Source organism: Kribbella sp. NBC_00482 (assembly GCF_036013725.1).
Lineage (GTDB): Bacteria > Actinomycetota > Actinomycetes > Propionibacteriales > Kribbellaceae > Kribbella.
Genome location: NZ_CP107881.1, coordinates 5,960,383 through 5,983,515, shown reverse-complemented (window position 1 = coordinate 5,983,515; position 23,133 = coordinate 5,960,383). Strand labels below are relative to the sequence as shown.

The window sequence follows — 23,133 nt, the reverse complement described above, 5'->3', positions numbered from 1 at the left end:
GGTCCGCTGTTTTTGGGCGTGCTGGTCCGCGCCGCGGTGGATCCACCGCCGCGCTTCGTGCTCTGCCCACGCTTCTGGGCGGCTGACGGACGGGAGCGTCCACCGGCAGCCGAACGGGCCGTGCTCGGCCGTTTAGCTGCCGACTTCTGCGCCCGCGCCGGGGAAGACGTGCGGCTCGCCATATCGATCAGGCTACCCCGATTACCCCTTGAGTCCCACGTGTCACACGCCGATCACGCTGCCCCATCCGTAGCGTCACGAAACGTGTGTTCGCCGTCGCAACCGCTCCAGGTGCCACAGAACGACGTACGCACCGACAGCGATCAGACCGCCCGACATGAGGCCGGTGAGCACCGTTCGTACGCCGATCTCACCGCCGAACCCGCCGTCGACGCGGCCGAGCTCCGCAACCGCTCCGCTGACCGCCAGACCGATGGCCGCGACGTAGACGAGGTACCGGACCCAGGTCGGCATGCGCTCATCGACGGGCTGTGGTGCCGTACGGCGGTACCAGCGATAGAGCCACACCGCGAGAACGAGGCAGCCACCCAGTGTGCTGACGTACTGAAGGATGCGGTTGACGTCCCACGCTCCCGTCACCTGTGCCCGGAAGAACCCGGGGAACTGGCGGACGAAGTAGCCGTCGCCATGGGTGAACGAGTCCCAGACGACGTGAGTGATCGCTCCCACGACGGCTGAGACGACCGTCCAGAGGAGGACGGAGGCGCTGGGGATGCGGAACGGCCGGCGTGGGGTCTCCAGCCGGCCGGCGAGCGCAGGTGGCGCCAGAGCGATCAGGGGACGCTTGAGGACCAGGTTGAAGACGGCGAGCAGCAACAGCGCTAGCAGCGGGTCCAGCCACAATGCAGAGGTGAACTCGTGGGTGAGTGTCAGCGTGAAGTTGCCGTTGATCTGCCGCGTGGCGATCCGGTAGATCGGGCCGATGTACAGCAGGTCGGGCGCCACCGCACCGGCCACCAGGGCTGACGCCACGAAGGGCCGGCGGAACAGCGGGAGGACTGCCGCAGGGTGGGCGAGGGTGAACGGCACCCCCGCACCTTAGAAGCCGTCAAGGTCGTCGTTACGCGCCTGTGGTGCCGTCGAGTTGCTCCCGCAAGAGGTCGGCGTGGCCGCAATGACGGCCGTATTCGCCGATCAGGTGGATGTAGATCATCCGCAGCGTCGACTCGGTACCTTTGAACGTGAAGCGGTCGTCCAGCGAGTGACCGGCGGCAGCATCGTCGGAGAGCTTCCACTCGGCGATCAGACCGTCGTACGCCGCCTGCGCGTCGGCAGGGTCGATCAACTCGAAGTCCGCGTCCTTGCCGAGCTCCGGCGCGAACAGCGGCTCTGCCGGGTCGTCGGCGAAGTGGATGCGGAACCAGATCCGCTCGACCTTGGTGAGGTGCCTGATCAGGCCCAGCAGCGACAGATTGGAGGGCGGCGACGGCCGCTCGGCCAGCTGCTCAGCGGTCAGGCCTGCGCACTTGAAGAGCAGCGTGGTGCGGTAAAACTGCAGGTAGCCGTGCAGCAGCTCCGCTTCGGGTGCGGTCAGCGAGCCGTCCGGACGCTCGACGGCAGGTGCTCTCCAGGTCATCGACTTCCTTACCTCGTCCCACGATGTGTGCAGTCATCTCATCACATGAGATAGCTACTGGCGGAGCCCGTAGCCCGTTCGTTACCGTTCTCGGCAGGTCATGAGTGTCAGCGACAAGCCCCGGCTAGCTGGCCGGCAACCCTCCTCCGCGGCGGGGTGCCCCGGGTGAAGACCAGGCCGTGCGGATACCCCGTTCGGCAAGTGCGGACTTCCCTGGGAGCAGCATCATGTCGATCCTGTCCATTCTCGAGCCGGCCAGTACGACGTCTCCGCGGCCGGCGATCGCCCGGCTCGCGACCGGCAGCATCCCCGCCACGGTCGGCTCGGACCTCCTGGTCCCGCTCGCCGACGGCCGGGTCACGGACTACGCGAACTTCGACCACGGTGCGAGCGCGCCGTGTCTGGAGTCCGTCCGGGCCAGTGTCGAGGCCGCCCTGCCGTCGTACGCGTCGGTGCACCGCGGCAACGGGTACGCCTCGCGGATCACCACGCAGTGGTACGAGCGGGCACGCGCCGAGGTACACGCCTTCGTCGGGGCCCGTGCGGACGACCAGGTGATCTTCACCCGGCAGACCACCGACGCGCTGAACCTGCTGGCCCGTGCGGTGCCGGCGGACGCGACTGTGATCGTGTTCGAGTCCGAGCACCACGCGGCGCTCCTGCCCTGGCCGGCCGAGCGGACCGTTCGCCTGGCCGCTCCGTCGAGCCCGGCCGAGGCCGTGACCCGTGTGGCCGACGCGCTGCGTCAGGCGCCTGAGGGCCCGCGGCTGGTCGTCATCACCGGCGCGTCCAACGTGACCGGCGAGATCTTCCCGATCGCCGAGATCGCCAAGGTGGCCAAGGCGCACGGCGCACGCGTCTGCCTCGACGCCGCGCAGCTCGCCCCGCACCGCCCGGTCGACATCGCCACCCTGGACGTCGACTGGGTCGCCCTGTCCGGTCACAAGCTCTACGCGCCGTACGGCGCGGGGGCGCTGATCGGCCGCTCCGACTGGCTCGACGCCGCCGACCCGTACCTGCACGGCGGCGGCGCGACTCATGCGGTCACCAGCGACACCGTGGTGTGGACGACCGGCCCGGCCCGCCACGAGGGCGGCTCTCCGAACGTCATCGGCGCCATCGCCCTGGCGAGTGCCTGCGCCGCGATCAGCAAGCACCGCGACGCGATCGAGCAGCACGAGCGCAGCCTGCTGGCCCGTCTGCGGACCGGCCTCGCCCAGGTCCCGGGCGTCACGACGTACTCGATCTTCGGCGAGGACGCGGACCGTGTCGGCACCGTCTGTTTCACGGTCGCCGGTCTGACCTCGACGCTGGTGTCCGCGGCGCTGAGCGCGGAGTACGGCATCGGTGTCCGGGACGGCAAGTTCTGCGCGCACCCGCTGGTCGGCCACCTCCTCGCCGGCTCCCCCGAGCACGGTACGGCGGTCCGCGCCAGCCTCGGCCTCGGGACGACCCGTGAGCACGTGGACCGGCTCGTCGACGCCGTACGCACGCTGGCCACGAGCGGCCCGCGCACGGAGTACACGGAGAGCGCGCACGGCTGTCAGCCGTCCGACGATCCCCGCGACCTCCAAGCACCCCGCATCTGGTGAATCAGCTGGTGCAGCAGCCCTCCTACTGCTCAGGAGGTACGAGACCTACATGGTGAGCAGCGAACGCCAGTAGGTCCGCCCACTCCGCCGCGATCATCGCGGCGGGCTTTCCGAAGCCATGGCCGGTGTTGACCTCGACCCGGGTCAAGACAGGCCGCGGATCGGATTGGGCATGCTGCAGCGCCGCGATGAACTTGTGGCTGTGCAACGGCACCACCCGGTCGTCGTGGTCACCTGTGGTCACGAGAGTTGCCGGGTACGCCGTACCGTCGCTGACGCGATGCAGTGGCGAGTACGCCAACAGGTCCTCGAACTGCTCGGGATCGTCCGGCAGACCGAAGTCGGACGCCCATGCCGCTCCCACGGTGAACAGGTGGAACCGCAGCATGTCCAGGACGCCCACGCCGGGCAATGCGACCGCGAACAGGTCCGGTCGCTGCGTCATGACGGCGCCGACGAGCAGTCCGCCGTTGCTGCGACCGTGGATGGCCAGCTGCGCCGGAGTGGTCACGCCGGTGTCCCGCAGGTGTTCAGCGACCGCGATGAAGTCGTCGAACACGTTCTGCTTGTTCTTGAGCCGGCCCGCGTCGTGCCACTCGGACCCGTACTCGCCGCCACCACGCAGGTTCGTGATGACCAGTACGCCGCCTGCAGCAAGCCATGCCGGCCAGCCGGGGCGGTAGTCGGCCTCGACCGGGATGCGGAACCCGCCGTACCCCCACATGAGCGTCGGACGCGGCGTCTCGAAGTCCAGGTCGGCCCGGGTGATCAGGAAGTACGGCACGTCGCGGCCGGGGGCGATCTGGCGCGTCACGGTGACCTGTGGCGGCGTGAATCCACCAGAGCCACGGACCAGTTCCGGCAGTGCGCGTACGTCGCCTGACCCGGTAGAAACGGCGTACGACAGCGTGGGGTCGGTTGTCGTCGACAGTCCGATGAACAGCTCGTCGTACTCCGGTCCGGCGTTGAGGCCGACCACTCCCCCGCCAGGTACGTCGACGACCCGCTGGCCGGATCCGTCCAACGCGTAGAGCGTCAACACCGGCTGCGCATCAACGAGCGTCAGCGTGGCCAGGCCGTCCGCAGTACCGCGGACTGCCTGCAGTGTCGACTCTCCCTCCGGGATGAGGTCGGTGAACTCACCGTCCATCGTCGAGAGCACCACGCGGCCACGGGACGCGTCCCGGTCGGTCCGCAGTACCAGGTGGTCGCCGGACATCCGTACGAACGCGATCTCGTCCGCGAACTCGTCGACGACCTTCACCGGCTCGCCCAGCCCGTCCGAGCTGATCGGGTACAACCAGAGCCGCGTGCTGGGATCGGTGCCCTCGGTGATGTGGACTACGAGGTAGCGGTCGTCGTCAGACACGTCGGGCGTGAAGAAGTACTGGTCCTGACCCGGGAAGCTCAGCACCAGCTCGTCCTCGGACTGCGGTGTGCCGACTCGGTGCAGCATCAACCGCCCGCCGCCGAGCGACGCCGTCCCGGTCCCCTCGCTGCGCCCGCTCGCCGGGTAGTGCAGATACAGGTACGCCGAACTGTCCGGCAGCCACGTAGCCTCGCTGAACTTGGCTTCCGACACCGCATCGTCGACCGGCGTACCGGTGGCGATGTCGAGCAGCCGGAACGTCGTCCAGTCGCTGCCGCTCTCGTTGATGCCGTACGCGAAGTACTTCCCGTCCGGCGACACGGTGAACGACCCGAGCGAGTCGGTGCCGTCCTCGGAGAGGGTGTTCGGGTCGATCAGCACGCGGCCGCGGGACAGCAGTTCGTCGAGCGAATCGGCAACGTAGATCACGTCCTGTGCCTGCGTGCCGTCGTTGCGCCCGACGAAGTACCAGCCCGCCTTCTTGACCGGTACGCCGGCGCGTGGGCGCGCGAGGATCGCGGACATGGTGGTCTCGAACCAGCCACGCTCGGAGTAGCCGGCCAGCTCAGCCTGCGTGTACTCGTTCTGCCGGTTGACCCAGTCCCGGGTATCAGCCGAGTCAGGGTCTTCCAGCCAGCGGTACGGATCAGCGATCTGGTGCCCGTGCAACGTCTCGACCACATCGTCGCGACGGCTCTCCGGATAGGTCATGCTGACAAACCTAACCTGTGCCGGTCACACTGCGAGCGTGATTAACGACCTGCTCCTGGGAGCCGCTGCGGTGGCCGGTGAGCGGGTGCGCCTCGACGTACTCCAGCAGGTCGTCGGCCTACCGCCGAACGACTTCATGGACGCCTTGGACGAGCTGGTCCGTGCCGGCGCTTTGGTCGTCACAGCCGGCGAGGCCTGGTTTGCCGACGAGTCCGTACGCCGGGAGGCCGAGGCACGGCTGCCCCTGACCGCCCGCGCCGACCTGCACCGCCGTACAGCTGAGGCCGTCGACGCACCGGCCGAGGTCCAGCGGCACTGGTCCGCAGCCGTCGCAGTGACACCTGATCCGCGAGAGCGAGCACGGCTGCAACTCAACCTCGCCAGGGCAGCTGTCCGCGCCGGTGACCTCCAGGCAGCACACGCGGCCGTCCGGGCCGCGGTCATGACTGCACGCACCTCGCAGGACCTCGACCTGCTCGCAGACGCAGCAGTGACGTTGGAGCCGATCGGCCAGTCCACGTGGGACGGCGACATCCACCAGTGGTGCAGCGAAGCGCTCGCCGCGCCGAGGCTGTCAGCACAGCGCAAGGTCCGTCTACGAGCCCGGCAGGCACAGGCGGCTATCTACCTCGGCCGCTGGTCCGAGGCCTCGACTGCGAGCAGCGAAGCTCTCCGCCAGGCCGAGAGCATTCAAGACGACGACCTGCTCGTCGAGGCGCTCACTGCACGCCAGCTCGCCACCAGCGGACCTGACGACGTCGACGAACTGACCACGGCAGCACGCCGGATGATCGAGCTCGGTACGTCGACCGGCCGCGCCGAGATCGAGCTCCGCGGACGCCTGTGGCGAGTGGACGCGCTCTGGTACGTAGGCGACCTGGCCGCGGTCGCAGCCGAGACAGGCCGGCTCGCGAGCTGTGCAGGTCGTGTCAGCGGTCCGCACGGCCGCTGGCACGTGCTGCTGACGCGGGCGTCGCTCGCACTGGCCAGGGCTGAGTTCGAGGACGCCGAGGCCCTGCACGCCGACGCGCTCACCGGCTTCCGGGAGATCGACCACCCCGCGGCGCATGGTGCCGAGGTCGCCTTCCAAATGCTGCTGGGCCACCACCGTGGTCACACCGAGGACCTGCTGAGCCCAGCGGCGTGGCAGTTCGGGACGGATGTCCGCTGGGACCTGTCCGCCCGCCTGGCTCGTGCGTTCGTCCTCGTGGACGCAGGGCGGTTCGACGAAGCGGCCGCGGCGTACGAACGCTGCGGCCACCCGGAGTCCTGGCAACCGATGCGGGCCGCCGAGTTGTTGATGGACGCCGCAGCAGCACGAGTAGCGGCCGCACTCGGCCGCGTCGACGACGTACGGCTCTTTCGTGCCCGGCTGGAACCCCGCCGTGGCCGGTACGTCGTCGGCGGCGCCGGGGCGACCAACTTCCTCGGTCCTGTCGAACTGGTGCTCGGTGCGTGCGCTGCCGCGCTCGGCGAATGGGAAGCGGCCACCGCAGACCTCCAGAAGGCCGGTGCGCTCTGCCGGTCGATCGGTGCGCCTGGCTTCGCGGTCGAGGCCGCCTGTCTGCTGGCCGAGGCGTACGAGCAGTCCGGTGACCTGGCGCAGGCACGCGCCTTGGCCGCCGAGACACTGCCGCTGGCGAAGACCCTCGGCATGACCCCGTGGGTGGAACGACTAAGCAAGCCCACCAGCCCGTTGAGCCAGCGCGAGCGGGAAGTCGCCGGTCTGGTCGCCAAGGGCCTCAGCAACCGCGAGATCGCCGCAGCACTGGTCATCTCCGAACGAACAGCCCAGAACCATGTCCAGCACATCCTCACCAAGCTCGGCTTCGCGAACCGCGCCCAGGTCGCTGCCTGGGTGAGTAAGGGATGAGCAATTCGGACGATGCGCCACGCAATCCCGCGGCGGACGCTGAGGAACATGACGCGATACGACCAGACCGGTGCCGACCTCGACCTGTGGGACCAGGTCACCAGGACCTACTTCACTGAGCGCCTGGGCACCAAAGCAGCACGCACAGCACCAGGCGTGGACCTGTACGTCGACCCTGTCTGCCCGTACACGTGGGTCGTGGCCTGCTGGCTACGAGAGGTCGCTCAGCATCGCGACCTGGACCTCCGCTACCACGTGATGAGCCTGCTCATGCTCAACGAAGGCCGCGACGACACCTACAGCCGGCAGCTCGACGCATCGACAGGCCCTTCCCGGGTAGCGACAGCAGTCGTCACGCACCACGGCAGTGAAGCGTTCCGGAGGTGGCACGGTGCCTTCGGCAACCTGATCTTCGACCACTGGCGCTATCCGACGCCGACGGAGTACCGCGACGCTTCGACAGCAGCCCTGACCGAGGCCGGACTTCCCGCGACGCTCGCGGACGCCGCCGACACCACCGAGTACGACGAGGCACTGCGCCGCAGCCACGACGAAGGCACCCGTCCGGTGGGGATCGACGGCGGTACGCCGGTTGTGCACATCGACGGGGCCGCCTTCTTCGGACCGGTCCTGAACGCGGTCCCCCGTGGCGACGACGCGCTCCGCCTGTTCGACGGCGTACGGCTGCTCGCGGGGTGTCGTGACTTCTACGAACTCAAGCGCACGCGCACCACACCGCCCGATGTGAGCTACCGTCCGATGGAGGGGGAGGCACCATGAACGACGACGAACTCTGGGCCGCGATCGATGCCCAGCGACTGCGCACCGCCGACCTGCTAGCAACGCTAGCGCCGGCTGACTGGTCGCATCGCTCGCTGTGCGACGGCTGGACCGTCCGCGATGTCGCCGGGCACCTCACCCTTCAGCAGATGACCGTCGGCGACATCCTCCGCCTCGTGCTCAAGCATCCGGGCGTCCACAGCCTCAACTGGATGATTCAGACCTCCGGCCGCGACCAGGCGGCCCTGCCTGCCGAACGGCTCATCAGCGAGATCCGCGACATGGTCGGCTCCCGGCGCCACAACCTCGGCGTCACTCCGCGGGAGACGCTGATCGACATCGTCGTCCACGGGCAGGACATCGCCATCCCGATCGGCCGGACGCTCCCGGTTCCGCCAGAGGTGGCCGCGACGGCGGCCTCACGTGTCTGGGAGTGCCGGGGCGGACGGAAATCGAAGGTCTTCAAGCCGGTGCCGTACGACGGTCTGCGACTGGTCGCCGACGACGTCGACTGGAGCGTGGGCGACGGGCCGGAGCTCCGCGGTCCCGTGCTGTCGTTGCTCCTGCTGCTCACCGGCCGTCGCGTCGTCCTGCCGCAACTCGACGGTCCGGGCGCGGAAGTCTTACAGCGTGTATGACGTCGTACTCACCGGCTCCGGCGGGCGGCATCCCGCACAGGCGCCGGAGCGCGGTGAGCACGACTGGCCCTTACGGACGGGCCGGGGTGATGTCCTTGCTCCAGAGCACCGCGCCGAACAGGTTCCGCAGCGAGACCGTGAACACGCCGGTCCGCGGGTCGATCCGGGTGTGCCCGAAGAACTGGTTGCCGGCCGCCGGTGACTGGCTCGGGAAGTCGGCCGCCTTCGACCACACGACCTCGGGCCCGAACGTGCTGTCCAGCGCGTTCGGCCCGAAGGTGCCGGCGTTGATCGGCCCGGCCACGATCTCCCAGAACGGGTCGAAGTCGGTGAACGCCGCCCGCGACGGGTCGTAGTGGTGGGCCGCCGCGTAGTGCACGTCGGCGGTCAGCCAGATCGCGTTGCGGACCTTGCGCTTCTTGAACTGGCTGAGCACCCAGGCGATCTCGTGCTCACGACCGCCGGGTGCCCCGGGCAGACCGTTCGCGACCGCCTCGATCAGGTCACCGTCCGGAACCAGCAGGCCGAGCGGCATGTCGCTGGCGATCACCTTCCAGGTGGCTCGCGACGCCGCGACCTCACGCACCAGCCACGCCGCCTGCTCGGCACCGAGCATCGCCACCGGGCCGACGGTCGACGGCACCGGGTTCGCACCGCGGAACGTGCGCATGTCCAGGCAGAACACGTCGAGCTGCGGGCCGTAGCTCACCTTGCGGTAGATCCGGTCCCGGCCGCCGACGTGCTCCATCGGCAGGTACTCGAGGAACGCCTTCTTGGCCCGCGCCGCGAGTACGTCGACCCGCTTCTCGACGTACCGGTCGTCGGTGATGATCTCGCCCGGGTACCAGTTGTTCAGCGTCTCGTGGTCGTCCCACTGCGCGACCAGCGGTACGTCGGCGTACAGGGAGCGCACGTTCTCGTCGAGCAGGTTGTACTTGTACCGGCCGCGGTACTCGGCCAGCGTCTCGGCGACCTTCGCGACCTCCTCGGTCACCACGTTCTTCCACACGGTGCCGTCGGCAACTTTCAGCTCGGCCTGGATCGGGCCGTCGGCGTAGATGTTGTCGCCGGAGTGCAGGAAGAAGTCCGGACGGGTGTCGTGCATGGCCTTGTAGGCGATCATCCCGCCGAGCTCGGGGTTGATCCCGTAGCCCTGGCCCGCGGTGTCGCCGGTGAACACGAACGACACCGGCCGGTTACGCCCCGGCGTACTGAACGAACCGTCCAGCGTCTGGCCGATCCGGCCATCGGAGTCCTCGAAGCCGAGCCGGTAGTCGTACCGCTGCCCCGGGCGCAGACCGCGCAGCGGCAGCCGCGCCGTGAAATCGTCCGCGGCGTCCGTCTTCGGGCCGCGCAGGCAGATCGCCTTGTCGAAACGGCCGTGGCTGGTCAGCTGGACGACCAGCCGGCCGGGCCGGTCGGCGCGCGACCAGACGACGGCCGAGTTCGGCGTCACGTCGGCGCTCGCGATCCCGGACGGCAGAGCGGCGCGATCACGACGGACAAGGTTGGGTCCCGCGACGGCGACACCGGGTACGGCGAGGGACGCCCCGGCGACCGTGGACGCGGCAAGGAGTTGACGGCGACTCAGTTTCATGACCCGAAGGTGCTCCTCGCTGATGACGGTCAGGTGACAGCCGGGCGAACTGAGCCTCAAATCACCTCCGGACCCCGGACACCGCCTTGCGTGCGGCTACCTGGCGTGGTTCCGTTGGGACCTCAGCACCTTCTTGTGACGCTGCCCCAGACCTGGTAGCGCATCGGCCGATGCACTACCAGGAACGAGGCGTTCCCATGTCACAGCTTCTCGCCGAAGACCACGACCCCTTGCGGGCGCAGAACAAGTACACGCACCTCTACACCGACCTGCTCCGGACCGTCCGCGAACTCGGACTGCTCAAGCGGCGTCGCAGGTACTACTTCATCCGGATCGGTCTGGTGCTGACCGCCTTCGCGGCGGTCTGGGTCGGCGTCGGCCTGCTCGGCAACTCCTGGTTCCAGCTCCTGATGGCAGGTGCCCTGGCGCTGGTGCTCACGCAGGTCGCCTTCCTCAGTCACGACAGCGCGCATCGCCAGGTCTTCGACTCGGCCGCCTGGAACGACTGGACCGCGCGCCTGCTGGCCGGTGGTCTCGTCGGCATCAGCGCCGCGTGGTGGAAGTCGAAGCACAGCCGCCACCACGGCGCGCCGAACCAGCTGGGGAAGGACCCGGACATCGCCATCGGCGTCGTCGCGTTCACCCCTGAGCACGCCGCCCGCCGCCAGGGCTTCAAGGCCTGGCTGACCCGCCGCCAGGGCTGGCTCTTCTTCCCGTTGCTGACCCTCGAGGGCTTGAGCCTGTACGTCGCGAGCATCCAGCACCTGTTCCGCCGCGGTACGAGCACCGTCGAGCGCATCGAGGCCGCGATCGTGGTGACCCGGATCGCCGGGTATCTGACCGTGCTGTTCCTCGTGCTGCCGCTCGGCAAGGCCGGCGCGTTCGTCGGGCTGCAGCTCGCGGTCTTCGGCGTCTGCCTCGGCGGCTCGTTCGCTCCGAACCACAAAGGCATGCCGCTCGTCCCGAAGACGATGAAGCTCGACTTCCTGCGCCGCCAGGTGCTGATGTCGCGCAACATCCGCGGCGGTCTGTTCACCGACTTCGCGTTGGGCGGGCTGAACTACCAGATCGAGCACCACCTGTTCCCGAGCATGCCGCGGCCGACGCTGCGGAAGGTCCAGCCGATCGTCCGCGAGTACTGCGAACTGCACGGAGTGAAGTACACCGAGGTCGGCCTGTTCACGTCGTACAAGATCGTCGTCGGCTACCTGAACAACGTCGGTCTGCGCGCCCGGGACCCGTTCGACTGCCCGTTGGCGTCGCAGTACGGGCGGTAGCCGTTTGCCGCGCCGACCTCGCCGGGTCACGTGTCGGCATGCCGCCGTCATACCAGGTCACTAGGCTGGCCGACGTGACAGCCCAGCAGCAGTACGTCAGCGTCTACACCGATCTCCTGCAGACCGTCCGCGACCTCGGTCTGCTGAGGCGGCGGCAGGGCTACTACGTCACCCGGATGAGCATCGTCCTGGGTGCCCTGCTCGCGGTCGTCGCGTGCATGATCCTGCTCGGCAACTCCTGGCACCAGCTCTGGCTCGCCGGAGCGCTGGCGCTCGTGCTGGTGCAGGTGGCGTTCCTCAGCCACGACAGCGCCCATCGGCAGATCTTCCACTCCAACGCCCGCAACGACTGGACCGCGCGGATCCTCGCCGGCTGTGTCCTCGGCATGAGCGTCAGCTGGTGGCGCAGCAAGCACAACAAGCATCACGCTGCCCCGAACCAGGCGGACCGCGATCCCGACGTACAGCTCAAGGTGCTCGCGTTCACGCCCGACGCCGTCGCCGAGCGCGGGCGGATCGGCCGCTGGTTCGCCGCGCGTCAGGGCTGGCTGTTCTTCCCGCTCCTCACGCTCGAAGGCGTCGGCCTGCACGCCTCCAGCCTGACGCACCTCCTCCGCCGCGGCGCGACCCGCGCGGACCGCGTCGACGCCGTCGTCGTCGCGTCGCGGATCTCGGTGTACGTCGCTGCGCTCTACTTCCTGCTGCCGCCCGGGAAGGCCACCGCGTTCCTCGGTCTGCAGCTCGCCGTGTTCGGGGTCTTCCTCGGCGCCGCGTTCGCCCCGAACCACAAGGGCATGCCGATCGTGCCGGCCGGGATGAAACTCGACTTCCTCCGCCGCCAGGTGCTGACGTCGCGCAACATCCGCGGCGGCATCCTGACCGACTTCGCGATGGGCGGGCTGAACTACCAGATCGAGCACCACCTGTTCCCGAGCATGCCGCGGCCGACGCTGCGGCGGGTGCGGCCGATCGTCCGCGAGTACTGCGAGCTGCACGGCATCGCGTACGCCGAGGTCGGACTGTTCACGTCGTACAAGATCGTCGTCGACTACCTGAACAACGTCGGCCTCCGCGCCCGCGACCCCTTCGACTGCCCCCTGGCCGCCGAACTGCGGTCCGGCGGGCCGTCAGCGGGCGGGCGGGATCTCGCCTGAGCCGCGGATCGTCAGTTTCACCGGGACGCGGACCGTGCGTCCCGGGCGGTGTGGCTCCGGGAGGCGCTCGGTCATCAACTGGATCGCCGTCCGGGCCATCACGTCGGCGGACTGCGCGACCGCGGTCAGGCCGGGGCTGAGCAGGTCGCCGAGCGCCAGGTCGTCGAAGGACACCAGCGCTACCCGGTCCCGCCGGCCCGCGAGACCTCGCAGTACCTCTGCGGTGGTCATGTTGTTCGCCGAGAGCAACGCCGTGGCCGGCTCCGAGCGGTCGAGGACGGCCGACAGCGTGATGCCGATGCCCTCGGTGGTCGGCTCGGACAGGTGTACGAGGTCCTCGTCGACATTGATCCCGTGCCGCGCCATCGCCGCCCGGTAGGCCACCACCCGCTCGCGGGCGGTGAAGATCCGCTCGTCGTCACCGAGGTACGCGATCCGGCGGTGACCCTGCCGGACCAGATGGTCGATCGCCTGGTCGATCCCGCCGGCGTTGTCCGCGAGTACGGCGTCCGCCTCGATCCCGTGCGCGGGACGGTCGATCGTGACGACCGCCATCCCGGCGTCGACATGCGGCGCCAGGTACTCCTGGGTCTCCCCGATCGGCGCCATGATCAGCGCGTCCGGGCGCCGGGCGACGAACTCCAGGCAGACGTCCCGCTCCCGCTCCGGGTCCTCGTCGGTCAGGCCGATCATCACGACCGAACCGGACGAACGGGCCCAGAGCTCGACCGCTCGCCCAAGTGAGGCGAAGAACGGGTCGCCGATATCGCGGATGACCACCGCGATCGTCCCGGTCTTGCCGCGGCGCAGCATCCGCGCGGACTCGTTCGGGGTGTAGTTGAGGTCCTTGATCGCGGCCTGGACCTTGGCGGTCAGCTCCGGGCTGACGTTCGGCTCCTCGTTCACCACCCGGGACACGGTCTTCAACGCGACCCCGGCCCGGGCGGCGACCTCCTTCATCGTGGGCCGGCGCTGGCCCGTCCCGTTCACCCCGCTGATACTCATCGCCGGCCCACCCTTCGTCTCGTCGCGCCGAGGCTACACCGAGTAGTCAGCTTTCGACCACGACCGGAATGATCATCGGCCGGCGGCGGTGGGTGTCGCTGACCCATTTGCCGACCACCCGGCGGATCACCTGCTGCAGCTGGTACATGTCGTCCAGCCCGCTGCCGATCGCCTTCTCGATCTCCGCCTCGATCTTCGGCTTCAGGTCGTCGAAGACGGTGTCGTCCTCGGCGAACCCGCGGGCCTGGATCTCCGGGCCGGCGGTCAGCTTGCCGGTCACCGAGTCCATCACCGCGATCACCGAGATGAAGCCCTCGTCCCCGAGGATCCGGCGGTCCTTCAGCGAGGTCTCGGTGATGTCGCCGACGGTCGAGCCGTCCACGAACACGTACCCGCAGTCCACCTTGCCGGCCACCACGGCCTTCTTGTCGATCAGGTCGACCACCACGCCGTCCTCGACGACGACCACGTTCTCCCGCGGTACGCCGGTCTGGACCGCCAGGTCGGCGTTCGCGTGCAGGTGCCGGACCTCGCCGTGCACCGGCATCACGTTGCGCGGCTTCACGATGTTGTAGCAGTACAGCAGCTCGCCCGCGCTCGCGTGACCGGACACGTGCACCAGCGCGTTGCCCTTGTGGATCACGTTCGCACCGTGCCGGATCAGGCCGTTGATCACCCGGTACACCGAGTTCTCGTTGCCCGGGATCAGCGAGGACGCCAGTACGACGGTGTCCCCCGGCTGCAGGTGTACGACGTTGTGGTCGTTGGCGGCGATCCGGGACAGCGCCGACATCGGCTCGCCCTGCGAACCGGTCGACACCAGCACCACCTGCTCCGGCGGGTAGTTGTCCAGGTCACGCATGTCGATCAGCGTGTCGCCGGGCACGTTCAGGAAGCCGAGGTCCCGGGCCACGCCCATGTTGCGGACCATCGAGCGGCCGACGTACGCGACCTTGCGGCGATGCTTCACAGCGGCGTCCATGACCTGCTGGACGCGGTGCACGTGCGAGGCGAAGCAGGCGACGATGATGCGCTGGTTCTTCGCCCTGGTGAACACCCCGTCGAGCACCGGCGCGATGGCGCGCTCGTGGGTGGTGAAGCCGGGCACCTCGGAGTTGGTGGAGTCGACCATGAACAGGTCGACGCCCTCCTCGCCGAGCCGCGCGAACGCGCGCAGGTCGGTGATCCGGTCGTCCAGCGGCAGCTGGTCCATCTTGAAGTCACCGGTGTGCAGCACGACGCCGGCCGGCGTCTTGATCGCGACCGCGAGCGCGTCCGGGATCGAGTGGTTGACCGCGACGAACTCGCAGACGAACGGCCCGATCTGGAGCTTCTCGCCCTCGACCACGATCTGCTGCGGCACGTTGCGGTGCCGGTGCTCCTTCAGCTTGCCCTCGAGCAGCGCGAGCGTGAGCTGCGAGCCCACGACCGGGATGTCGCCCCGCTCACGCAGCAGGTAGGGCAACCCGCCGATGTGGTCCTCGTGGCCGTGCGTCAGGACGACCGCGACGACGTCGTCGAGACGGTCCCGGATCGGCTCGAAGTCCGGCAGGATCAGGTCCACGCCGGGCTGGTTCTCGTCCGGGAAGAGTACGCCGCAGTCCACGATCAGCAGCTTGCCGTCGTACTCGAACACGGTCATGTTCCGGCCGACCTCGCCGAGGCCGCCGAGCGGGATGACCCGCAAAGCGCCCGGAGCGAGAGGTCCGGGCGCGGAGAGATCTGGATGGGGATGGCTCATGCAATCAGTCCTGCCGTCTTGAGGTCGGTGGTGAGCCAGTCCACTTGTTCGGCGGTCGCCTCGACCAGCGGCAACCGAAGTGTCGCGTGCTCGATGACGCCGGCCAGCTTCAGCGCGGCCTTCACCATGATGGCGCCCTGGGTCCTGGTCATGATCGTCTCGACGGCGGGCACCAGCCGTCGATCAATTTCCTGTGCTCCTGCGAGGTCGCCGGCCACCACGGCGTCGATCAGCTGCCGGTACTCCCGACTTGCCACGTGCGCCACGACACTCGCGATGCCGACCGCGCCGATCGCCAGGGAGGCGAGATTCAGCTCGTCGGCACCGCAGTAGTAGAACAGATCGGTGTTCGCCAGCACCTTGGTGGTCCCCGCGATGTCGCCCTTGGCGTCCTTCACCGCGACGATCCGCGGGTGCTCGGCGAGCGTGATCAAGGTCTCGGACCTGATCTCCACGCCGGCCCGGCCGGGGATGTCGTACAGCATGTTCGGCAGGCCGGTAGCGTCGGCGACCGCGGTGAAGTGCGCGCGCAGCCCGTCCTGCGGGGGCTTGTTGTAGTACGGCGTGACGACCAGCAGCCCGTCCGCACCGGCGGCCTCGGCCTGCTTGGCGCACTCGATGGTGTGCGCGGTGTCGTTGGTCCCGACACCGGCCACGAGCTTGGCGCGGTCACCGACGGCCTCGCGGACCGCCTGGATGATCTGCACCTTCTCCTGGTCGGACGTGGTCGGCGCCTCGCCGGTGGTCCCGTTCAGCACCAGGGCGTCGTTACCGCCGTCGACGAGGTACGTCGCGACCTTCTGAGCGGCGTCCAGATCGAGGGAGCCGTCAGGCCGGAACGGTGTGATCATCGCGGTCGTCAAACGGCCGAAAGGCGGTGTTGACGAGGGCGTGGATGCTGGCGAGGACATAGGCCTCAGATTACCGCTCCCCAGCCCTGAAGAAATGGGTAGGCCTGGTGGCTGTCCGCTCGGGGGTCCGGGCAGCCACCAGGCTCACTCGTCCTATCGGGGCCCGCCCGGTAGGCGTTACAGCTTCCGGCAAAAAAGTCCGGAAAAACTTCTGCGAATACTCTACGTAAGCAAATGACTGCAGGGCGATGACATTGCGATGCTTTAGTCTCATCGGCGTGTCGACACCTTCCACCGCCCCCACCGCCCAGCAGCGCCTGACCACGGTCTGCGCGACGATGGCCGCCGCGATCCCGATGATGACGCTCGTCCTGTGGTTCGTGCTCGGTGTCCATGGACTCGGGCACCTCCCGGCGAGCTGGCCGCTGCTGGTGGTGCTCGCCGCCGCGGTCGGCGCGTACTCCTTCTGCGAACTGGCCGGTTTCCGTACTCCCCCGCTGCAGCACTCCAGCAGCTCGGCCGCCGAGATCGAGGCCGAGTCGTGGCGCCGCTTCACCGCGTCGACGTTCACCCGGTTCGCGGTCTGTGAGGCCGTGTTCCTGATCTCCGTCTCGCTGGCGTTCGTCGCCCAGAGCTTCTGGGTCGTCCTGCTCGGCGCGGTGATCGCTCTCCCGCTGTTCTTCTGGGAGGCGTGGCCCGGCGAGCGCAACCAGCGCCGCTTCGCCGCGGCGCTCGAGTCCGCCGGCATTCCGTCGTACCTGACCGGCCCGCCTCAAGACTTAATTCAGGAGGACTGACCAGCGAGCCAGATCGACGTCGCGTCGAACAGGTGCTGCAGCGCCTGGAGCGCGCCAGGCAGAAGAAGTACGCCGCCGATGGTCAGCACCGGGACGATCACCGCGTGCTCGAACCACTTGCCGGTGCTGAAGCGCAGTGGTTTGGGCAGGCGCAGCTCGTACCAGGTCTCGCCCCGGATGGGGAGCGGCCAGAGCCAGGGGCAGCCGGAGCGGGTCAGGCTGTCCCCTAGACAGTGAACGAACATGCCGACGGCCACGGCGGCGCCGATCCAGCCGCCGATCTGGCTGAGTCCGGCTTGCAGCGCGTCGGCGGCCGCTGTTCCGGGCAGCGCGTCGCCGGTGCCGACGATCGACCATCCTGCCGCGGCGAGGACCGCGAGGACGATCCAGTCGCCGAGTGCGTCGGCGGCCAGGACGAGGCCGGTCACGGCGACGGCCAGTACTGCCCATTTACCGCGGTCGCCGAGGCTTGCGGCGAGCATGCCGAGCAGGATCGCGGCGACGAGCGTATGCGTCGCGTGCCGGTGTTTGCCGGTGCTGTCCTCGTCGCGCGGGCCCTTCGTCACGCTGTAGAGCACGCCGGAGAACGCCCGTACCGCTGCCGACACCAGCCGGGTCACCGGCCCGAGCAGGCGCGATGCACTCGCCCCTGGGTGATCCAGGTCCGGCACCAATGCGTACCCGGCGGTGGCCGCCGCGAACGGCACCACTTCCGCCACCGAGGTCAACCCGACCAGCGGCGCCACCGCCAGCCCGGCACACCACCCCGACAAAGCATGCGACCGCCCCATCATCCCGCGCCTCACCCCTCCACTCACTCCCGCATATCCTCCCCCACCAACCCCATCACCCCCACACACCACACCGCCTCTTTGGGCCCGCACCAACCAAAATCCGCCGCGGAATCTGGTTGGTGGGGGCTCAAAGAGAGCTTGGGGAGGGGCGGCTTTGCATAATCATGCAGGAGGGTGCATACTTTTCCTGTGTCCAAGGTGCTTACTTCTTTGCCGGTCGGTGAGCGGGTCGGGATTGCCTTCTCTGGTGGTCTCGACACGTCGGTTGCGGTTGCGTGGATGCGGGACAAAGGTGCGATCCCGTGCACGTACACCGCTGATCTCGGGCAGTACGACGAGCCCGACATCGGGTCGGTCCCCGGCCGTGCGACGGCGTACGGGGCCGAGATCACCCGCCTCGTGGACTGCCGCGCGGCGCTCGTCGAGGAAGGACTCGCGGCGCTCGCCTGTGGCGCGTTCCACATCCGGTCCGGCGGGCGGACTTACTTCAACACCACCCCGATCGGCCGGGCGGTGACCGGCACGATGCTGGTCAAGGCGATGCTCGACGACGACGTCCAGATCTGGGGCGACGGCTCGACCTTCAAGGGCAACGACATCGAGCGGTTCTACCGCTACGGCCTGCTCGCGAACCCGCAGTTGCGGATCTACAAGCCGTGGCTGGACGCGCAGTTCGTGCACGAGCTCGGCGGCCGGAAGGAAATGTCCGAGTGGCTGGTCGCGCACGACCTGCCGTACCGGGACAGCACCGAGAAGGCGTACTCCACCGACGCGAACATCTGGGGCGCCACCCACGAGGCGAAGACCCTCGAGCACCTCGACACCGGGGTGGAGACGGTCGACCCGATCATGGGCGTCGCGCACTGGGACCCGGCGGTCGAGATCGCCGCGGAGGACGTCACGATCGGCTTCGTGCAGGGCCGGCCGGTGACGATCAACGGCAAGGAGTTCGGTTCGGCGGTCGACCTCGTCCTGGAGGCGAACGCGATCGGCGGCCGGCACGGACTCGGGATGTCCGACCAGATCGAGAACCGGGTCATCGAGGCGAAGAGCCGGGGCATCTACGAGGCGCCCGGGATGGCGCTGCTGCACGCGGCGTACGAGCGGCTGGTGAACGCGATCCACAACGAGGACACGGTGGCGGCCTACCACACCGAGGGCCGCAAGCTCGGCCGGCTGATGTACGAAGGCCGCTGGCTCGACCCGCAGGCGCTGATGGTCCGGGAATCGCTGCAGCGGTGGGTCGGTACGGCGGTCACCGGCGAGGTCACGCTCCGGCTCCGGCGCGGCGAGGACTACTCGATCCTCGACACCAAGGGCCCGGCCCTCAGCTACCACCCGGACAAGCTGTCGATGGAGCGGATCGCGGACTCGGCGTTCGGCCCGGTCGACCGGATCGGCCAGCTGACCATGCGGAACCTGGACATCGCGGACTCGCGCGCGAAGCTGGAGCAGTACGCCGGCCTCGGCATGTTCGGATCGTCCAACCCCGCACTCGCGTCGTCCACCGAGCTGATCGGCGAACTCCCGAAGGGCGGCGCCGAGGCCATCGCCTCCCGCGGCGAAGCCACCGAGGAAGACGAACTCCTCGACCGCGCCGCCATGGAATCCGGCACCGACTGACCCCGCCCTGCCCCCACCCACCCGCATTTGGCTGGCCCACCAGGGATATCGGGGGTTCCTGACCCTTAACCAGGATGACGAACCCCCGACCCGGTGGGTCGACCAGGCAAATTGGTGGGTCTGCCAGGCAAATGGGGTGAGGGGTCAGGCGTCGAAGTCGAGGGTCACCGTCGGTGTGGTGGGGTGGGACTGGCAGGTGAGGACGTAGCCGGCGCGGATCTCGTCGGGTTCGAGGGCCCAGTTGGTGTCCATTCGGACGGTGCCGTCGAGGACCTTGGCGCGGCAGGTGCCGCAGACGCCGCCCTTGCACGCGAACGGAGCATCGGACCGTACGGCGAGGGTCGCGTCCAGCACCGCCTTCGAGTGCTCCCCCAGCGCGAACGTCGACCGGCGGCCGTCGAGGATCACGGTCACCTGGGCCGCGTCCTCGTCGACAGCTGCTTCCTCGACGGGTGCCTTCGGAGCCTCGTCGCCGACATGGAAGAGCTCGGCGTGCACGTGTTCGCGCGCGACGCCCTCGGACAGCAGGAGCTCCTGGGCGCCGACGACCATCGCGTACGGACCGCAGAGGAACCACTCGTCGACGGAGTCGAGCGGGAGGATCGTCGCGAACATCCGCTGCAGCCGGTCCGCGTCGATGCGGCCGCTGAAGAGTTCCACCTCGGTCGTCTCGCGCGACAACACGTGCACGAGGTGCAGGCGCTCGGCGTACCGGTCCTTCAGGTCGGCCAGCTCGTCGGCGAACATCACCGAACCCGCGGTCCGGTTGCCGTACAGCAAGGTCACCCGGCTGGACGGTTCGATCGAGAGGATCGTCGCGACCAGCGACAGCACGGGCGTGATTCCGCTACCGGCGGCAACGAACGCGTAGTGCTTGGCGTTGGCGGCGTCGAACGTCGTACCGAAACGGCCGAGCGGGGTCATCACCTCGAGTTCGTCGCCGACCTTCAGGACCTTCGCGGCGTAGGACGAGAAGTCGCCACCGGGCAGGCGCTTCACCCCGATCCGCAGCACGCCCGATCCCGCGGGCGAGCAGATCGAGTAGCTGCGGCGTACCTCTTCTCCGGTACGGCGGATCGTGAGGTGCTGGCCCGCGGTGAACTCGTACTCGTCCGCGAGCTCGGGCGGTACGGCGAAGGTGATCGCGACCGCGTCGTCGGTGATGGGCTCGATCGCGGCGACCTTCAGCGAATGGAACGTGGCGCGCCGGCGAGGGGCGATGGTCGTCATCTAGATCGCCTTGAAGTGGTCGAAGGGTTCGCGGCAGGAGTTGCAGCGCCAGAGCGATTTACAGGAGGTCGAGCCGAAGCGGCTGAGTTCTGAGGTGTTGGGCGAGCCGCACAGGGGGCAGCGAATGCTCAACTGCAGCAGGACCGGCCCAGTGCTTGAAGGTGGGGCGATGCCGTATTCGGTCAGCTTGGTCTTGCCTGCTTCGGTCATCCAGTCGGTCGTCCACGCCGGCGACAGGACCGTCTCGACCCTTCCGTCGACGTGCAACGCCTGAAGGGTCAGTTCGACCTCGTGGCGGATCAGGTCCATGGCGGGACAGCCGGAGTAGGTCGGGGTGATCGTCACGACGACCTCGTCGCCCTCGTGCCGCACACCACGCAGTACGCCGAGGTCCGCGATCGTCAGCACCGGCACCTCCGGATCCGCGACCTCGCCGACCGCTTCGAAGATGGCGGCGTCGGTCACCATGTCGCCCCCGGATGCGAACGCGCCACGTGCTGCAGCTCGGCCAGCAGAAAGCCCATGTGCTCGGTGTGCTGTCCCGCGCGGCCGCCGGTGTGCTGGTACGAGGACGAGGGCCGCTCGCAAGTGGACTCGTCGATGACACCCAGGACTCGGCTGAGCCAGGCGTCGTGAAGCGTCGAGGGATCCACGGCAACATCCAGCCGTTGCACCAAGGCGTCGGACTCGAAGAGCTCTGCTGTGTAAGGCCACAGCGCCTCCAGCGCGGCCTGCATCCGCCGGTGGCTCTCCTCGGTCCCGTCCCCCAGCCGCAACACCCACTGCGTCGCGTGGTCGACGTGGTACGCGACCTCCTTGACCGCCTTCCCCGCCACGCCGGCCAGCGTCTCGTCGGCGCACGACCGCAGCTCGTCGTACAGCAGATGCTGGTACGTCGCGAAGTACAGCAACCGTGCCATCGCGAACGCGAAGTCACCGTTCGGCAGCTCGCACAACTGCAGGTTCAGGAACTCGCGCTCATCCCGGAAGTACGCGAGCTCGTCCTCGGTGCGGCCGTCCAGCGAACCGGCGTACTGCAGCAGCGAACGCGCCTGCCCCAGCTGGTCGAGCGCGATGTTGCCGAGCGCAACGTCCTCTTCGAGCTGCGGCGCGGCGGCGATCCACTCGCCGGTGCGCTGCGCCGCGATCAGCGCGTCGTCACCGAGCCGGAGGGTGTAGTCGAGCAGGTCGTTCACAGGTGCTCGACGCCTTCCGGGACCTCGTAGAACGTCGGGTGCCGGTACACCTTGTCGCCGGCCGGGTCGAAGAACTCGTCCTTCTCGTCCGGCGAGGACGCGGTGAGGTCGGACGCCCGCACCACCCAGATCGACACGCCTTCCTGGCGGCGCGTGTACACGTCTCGCGCGTTCCGCAACGCCATCGTCGCGTCCGGCGCGTGCAAGCTGCCCACATGCGTGTGCGACAGCCCGCGGCGCGAACGAACGAAGACCTCCCAGAGCGGCTCGATCATGCGGCACGCTCCGCTCGCTTGGACGCATACGCCGCCGCGGCCTCACGGACCCAGGCGCCGTCCTCATGCGCCTGCACGCGACGCGACAACCGCTGCTGGTTGCACGGACCGTTGCCCTTCACCACGTCGTACAGCTCGGTGTAGTCGGGCTCGGTGAACCGGTAGTGCCCGTCCTCGTACACCAGTCCGTCATCAGGGACGCGCAGCCCGAGTACGTCGGCCTGCGGCACGGTCATGTCCACGAACCGCTGCCGCAGCTCGTCGTTGCTGTGCCGCTTGATCCCCCACGCCATCGACTGCTCCGAGTGCGTCGAGGCCGCGTCCGGCGGGCCGAACATCATCAGCGAAGGCCACCACCAGCGGTCCAGCGCATCCTGAGCCATCGCCTTCTGCTCGAGAGTGCCGTTCGACAGCGTGTGAAGGATCTCGAAACCCTGCCGCTGGTGGAACGACTCCTCCTTGCAGACCCGCACCATCGCCCGCGCGTACGGCCCGTAGGAACAGCGGCAGAGCGGAACCTGGTTGACGATCGCGGCGCCGTCGACCAGCCAGCCGATCGCGCCGATGTCGGCCCAGGTCAGCGTCGGGTAGTTGAAGATGCTGGAGTACTTCTGCTTCCCGCTGTGCAGCAGGTCGAGCAGGTCGGCGCGGTCCACGCCGAGCGTCTCCGCGGCGGCGTACAGGTAGAGACCGTGGCCGGCCTCGTCCTGCACCTTCGCCATCAGGATCGCCTTGCGGCGCAGCGACGGCGCGCGACTGATCCAGTTGCCCTCCGGCTGCATGCCGATGATCTCGGAGTGCGCGTGCTGCGCGATCTGCCGGATCAGGGTCTTGCGGTACCCGTCCGGCATCGCGTCCCGCGGCTCGATCCGGCCGTCGGCGTCGATGGTCGCCTGGAAGTCCATACCGACAGCATATGTGACACTTTTTCTCAGAATCAACAACAAGTGTCACAAAGGTGGTGCTGGACCCACCCACGGAGTGGGTTTGACGCTCTGGGGAGGGCCGGCCGGGGCCGCGAGGATTGAGTCAA

At 68.6% G+C, this 23,133-nt stretch carries 21 protein-coding genes and 1 riboswitch; of the genes, 8 read left to right on the top strand and 13 right to left on the bottom strand.

The window, feature by feature from the left end:
- Nucleotides 1–255: 255 nt before the first annotated feature.
- Nucleotides 256–1,050 (bottom strand): DUF4184 family protein, encoded by a 795-nt coding sequence (locus OHB24_RS29075; RefSeq protein WP_327634038.1) that lies wholly within the window; start codon nt 1,048–1,050, stop codon nt 256–258.
- Between the two features lie 31 nt (nt 1,051–1,081).
- A complete protein-coding gene (locus OHB24_RS29070) occupies nt 1,082–1,597 on the bottom strand; it encodes a DinB family protein (protein ID WP_327634037.1) in 516 nt (171 codons plus the stop codon).
- Nucleotides 1,598–1,693: 96 nt separating this feature from the next.
- Nucleotides 1,694–1,807: riboswitch (SAM riboswitch) on the top strand.
- 17 nt (nt 1,808–1,824) lie between these two features.
- Between OHB24_RS29070 and OHB24_RS29065 the strand changes: the two genes are divergently transcribed.
- Nucleotides 1,825–3,189: an aminotransferase class V-fold PLP-dependent enzyme gene (locus tag OHB24_RS29065; RefSeq protein ID WP_327634036.1), complete on the top strand. Its 1,365-nt coding sequence runs from the start codon at nt 1,825–1,827 to the stop codon at nt 3,187–3,189.
- A gap of 22 nt (nt 3,190–3,211) precedes the next feature.
- Here OHB24_RS29065 and OHB24_RS29060 read toward each other — a convergent pair whose 3' ends face one another.
- Nucleotides 3,212–5,269 (bottom strand): prolyl oligopeptidase family serine peptidase, encoded by a 2,058-nt coding sequence (locus OHB24_RS29060; RefSeq protein WP_327634035.1) that lies wholly within the window; start codon nt 5,267–5,269, stop codon nt 3,212–3,214.
- Between the two features lie 37 nt (nt 5,270–5,306).
- Between OHB24_RS29060 and OHB24_RS29055 the strand changes: the two genes are divergently transcribed.
- Genes OHB24_RS29055 through OHB24_RS29045 form a run of 3 tightly spaced genes read left to right on the top strand, consistent with a single transcriptional unit; the run spans nt 5,307 to nt 8,560 of the window.
- Nucleotides 5,307–7,142 carry a helix-turn-helix transcriptional regulator gene (locus OHB24_RS29055; RefSeq protein WP_327634034.1) on the top strand — a complete coding sequence of 612 codons (1,836 nt, stop codon included), beginning with the start codon at nt 5,307–5,309 and terminating at the stop codon, nt 7,140–7,142.
- A 48-nt stretch (nt 7,143–7,190) separates the two neighbouring features.
- Nucleotides 7,191–7,922: a mycothiol-dependent nitroreductase Rv2466c family protein gene (locus OHB24_RS29050; protein ID WP_327634033.1), complete on the top strand. Its 732-nt coding sequence runs from the start codon at nt 7,191–7,193 to the stop codon at nt 7,920–7,922.
- Nucleotides 7,919–8,560: a maleylpyruvate isomerase family mycothiol-dependent enzyme gene (locus OHB24_RS29045; protein ID WP_327634032.1), complete on the top strand. Its 642-nt coding sequence runs from the start codon at nt 7,919–7,921 to the stop codon at nt 8,558–8,560. The genes OHB24_RS29050 and OHB24_RS29045 overlap by 4 nt, the downstream gene beginning before the upstream one ends.
- Before the next feature lie 70 nt (nt 8,561–8,630).
- Here OHB24_RS29045 and OHB24_RS29040 read toward each other — a convergent pair whose 3' ends face one another.
- Nucleotides 8,631–10,157: an alkaline phosphatase D family protein gene (locus OHB24_RS29040; protein WP_327634031.1), complete on the bottom strand. Its 1,527-nt coding sequence runs from the start codon at nt 10,155–10,157 to the stop codon at nt 8,631–8,633.
- A 197-nt stretch (nt 10,158–10,354) separates the two neighbouring features.
- Here OHB24_RS29040 and OHB24_RS29035 point away from each other — a divergent pair, with 197 nt between their 5' ends.
- Together OHB24_RS29035 and OHB24_RS29030 are read left to right on the top strand one after the other, a co-directional pair.
- Nucleotides 10,355–11,434 (top strand): fatty acid desaturase family protein, encoded by a 1,080-nt coding sequence (locus OHB24_RS29035; RefSeq protein ID WP_327634030.1) that lies wholly within the window; start codon nt 10,355–10,357, stop codon nt 11,432–11,434.
- A gap of 74 nt (nt 11,435–11,508) precedes the next feature.
- The gene (locus OHB24_RS29030; RefSeq protein ID WP_327634029.1) at nt 11,509–12,588 is read left to right on the top strand and encodes a fatty acid desaturase family protein; all 1,080 of its coding nucleotides are present in this window, start codon (nt 11,509–11,511) and stop codon (nt 12,586–12,588) included.
- On the opposite strand, the gene OHB24_RS29025 is transcribed toward OHB24_RS29030, so the two are convergent.
- From OHB24_RS29025 to dapA, 3 genes are read right to left on the bottom strand one after another with little or no spacing between them, the layout of a single operon-like run.
- Entirely contained in the window at nt 12,562–13,593 is a 1,032-nt protein-coding gene (locus tag OHB24_RS29025; protein WP_327634028.1) for a LacI family DNA-binding transcriptional regulator, read from the bottom strand. The genes OHB24_RS29030 and OHB24_RS29025 overlap by 27 nt on opposite strands.
- 46 nt (nt 13,594–13,639) lie before the next feature.
- On the bottom strand, nt 13,640–15,334 hold the full coding sequence (locus tag OHB24_RS29020) for a ribonuclease J (protein WP_327634027.1): 1,695 nt from the start codon (nt 15,332–15,334) through the stop codon (nt 13,640–13,642).
- Complete coding sequence (gene dapA, locus OHB24_RS29015; RefSeq protein WP_327634026.1) at nt 15,331–16,245, bottom strand: 4-hydroxy-tetrahydrodipicolinate synthase; 915 nt, start codon at nt 16,243–16,245, stop codon at nt 15,331–15,333. Before dapA ends, OHB24_RS29020 begins: the two co-directional genes overlap by 4 nt.
- A gap of 218 nt (nt 16,246–16,463) precedes the next feature.
- Between dapA and OHB24_RS29010 the strand changes: the two genes are divergently transcribed.
- Entirely contained in the window at nt 16,464–16,982 is a 519-nt protein-coding gene (locus OHB24_RS29010; protein WP_327634025.1) for a hypothetical protein, read from the top strand.
- On the opposite strand, the gene OHB24_RS29005 is transcribed toward OHB24_RS29010, so the two are convergent.
- Nucleotides 16,970–17,800 carry a metal-dependent hydrolase gene (locus OHB24_RS29005; RefSeq protein WP_327634024.1) on the bottom strand — a complete coding sequence of 277 codons (831 nt, stop codon included), beginning with the start codon at nt 17,798–17,800 and terminating at the stop codon, nt 16,970–16,972. The two genes, OHB24_RS29010 and OHB24_RS29005, sit on opposite strands and share 13 nt — an antisense overlap.
- Before the next feature lie 165 nt (nt 17,801–17,965).
- On the opposite strand from OHB24_RS29005, the gene argG reads away from it, so the two are divergent.
- Entirely contained in the window at nt 17,966–19,399 is a 1,434-nt protein-coding gene (gene argG, locus OHB24_RS29000; RefSeq protein ID WP_327634023.1) for an argininosuccinate synthase, read from the top strand.
- A gap of 144 nt (nt 19,400–19,543) precedes the next feature.
- Here the strand turns inward: argG and paaE are convergent, their stop codons facing one another.
- From paaE to paaA, 5 genes are read right to left on the bottom strand one after another with little or no spacing between them, the layout of a single operon-like run.
- Nucleotides 19,544–20,629 carry a 1,2-phenylacetyl-CoA epoxidase subunit PaaE gene (gene paaE / locus OHB24_RS28995; RefSeq protein ID WP_327634022.1) on the bottom strand — a complete coding sequence of 362 codons (1,086 nt, stop codon included), beginning with the start codon at nt 20,627–20,629 and terminating at the stop codon, nt 19,544–19,546.
- Nucleotides 20,630–21,097: a 1,2-phenylacetyl-CoA epoxidase subunit PaaD gene (paaD, locus tag OHB24_RS28990; RefSeq protein WP_327634021.1), complete on the bottom strand. Its 468-nt coding sequence runs from the start codon at nt 21,095–21,097 to the stop codon at nt 20,630–20,632.
- The gene (paaC, locus tag OHB24_RS28985) at nt 21,091–21,825 is read right to left on the bottom strand and encodes a 1,2-phenylacetyl-CoA epoxidase subunit PaaC (protein ID WP_327634020.1); all 735 of its coding nucleotides are present in this window, start codon (nt 21,823–21,825) and stop codon (nt 21,091–21,093) included. Before paaC ends, paaD begins: the two co-directional genes overlap by 7 nt.
- Nucleotides 21,822–22,100 (bottom strand): 1,2-phenylacetyl-CoA epoxidase subunit PaaB, encoded by a 279-nt coding sequence (gene paaB / locus OHB24_RS28980; RefSeq protein ID WP_327634019.1) that lies wholly within the window; start codon nt 22,098–22,100, stop codon nt 21,822–21,824. Before paaB ends, paaC begins: the two co-directional genes overlap by 4 nt.
- Nucleotides 22,097–23,005, bottom strand: coding sequence for a 1,2-phenylacetyl-CoA epoxidase subunit PaaA (paaA, locus tag OHB24_RS28975; RefSeq protein WP_327634018.1), 909 nt, complete (start codon nt 23,003–23,005; stop codon nt 22,097–22,099). Before paaA ends, paaB begins: the two co-directional genes overlap by 4 nt.
- Between the last annotated feature and the right edge of the window lie 128 nt (nt 23,006–23,133).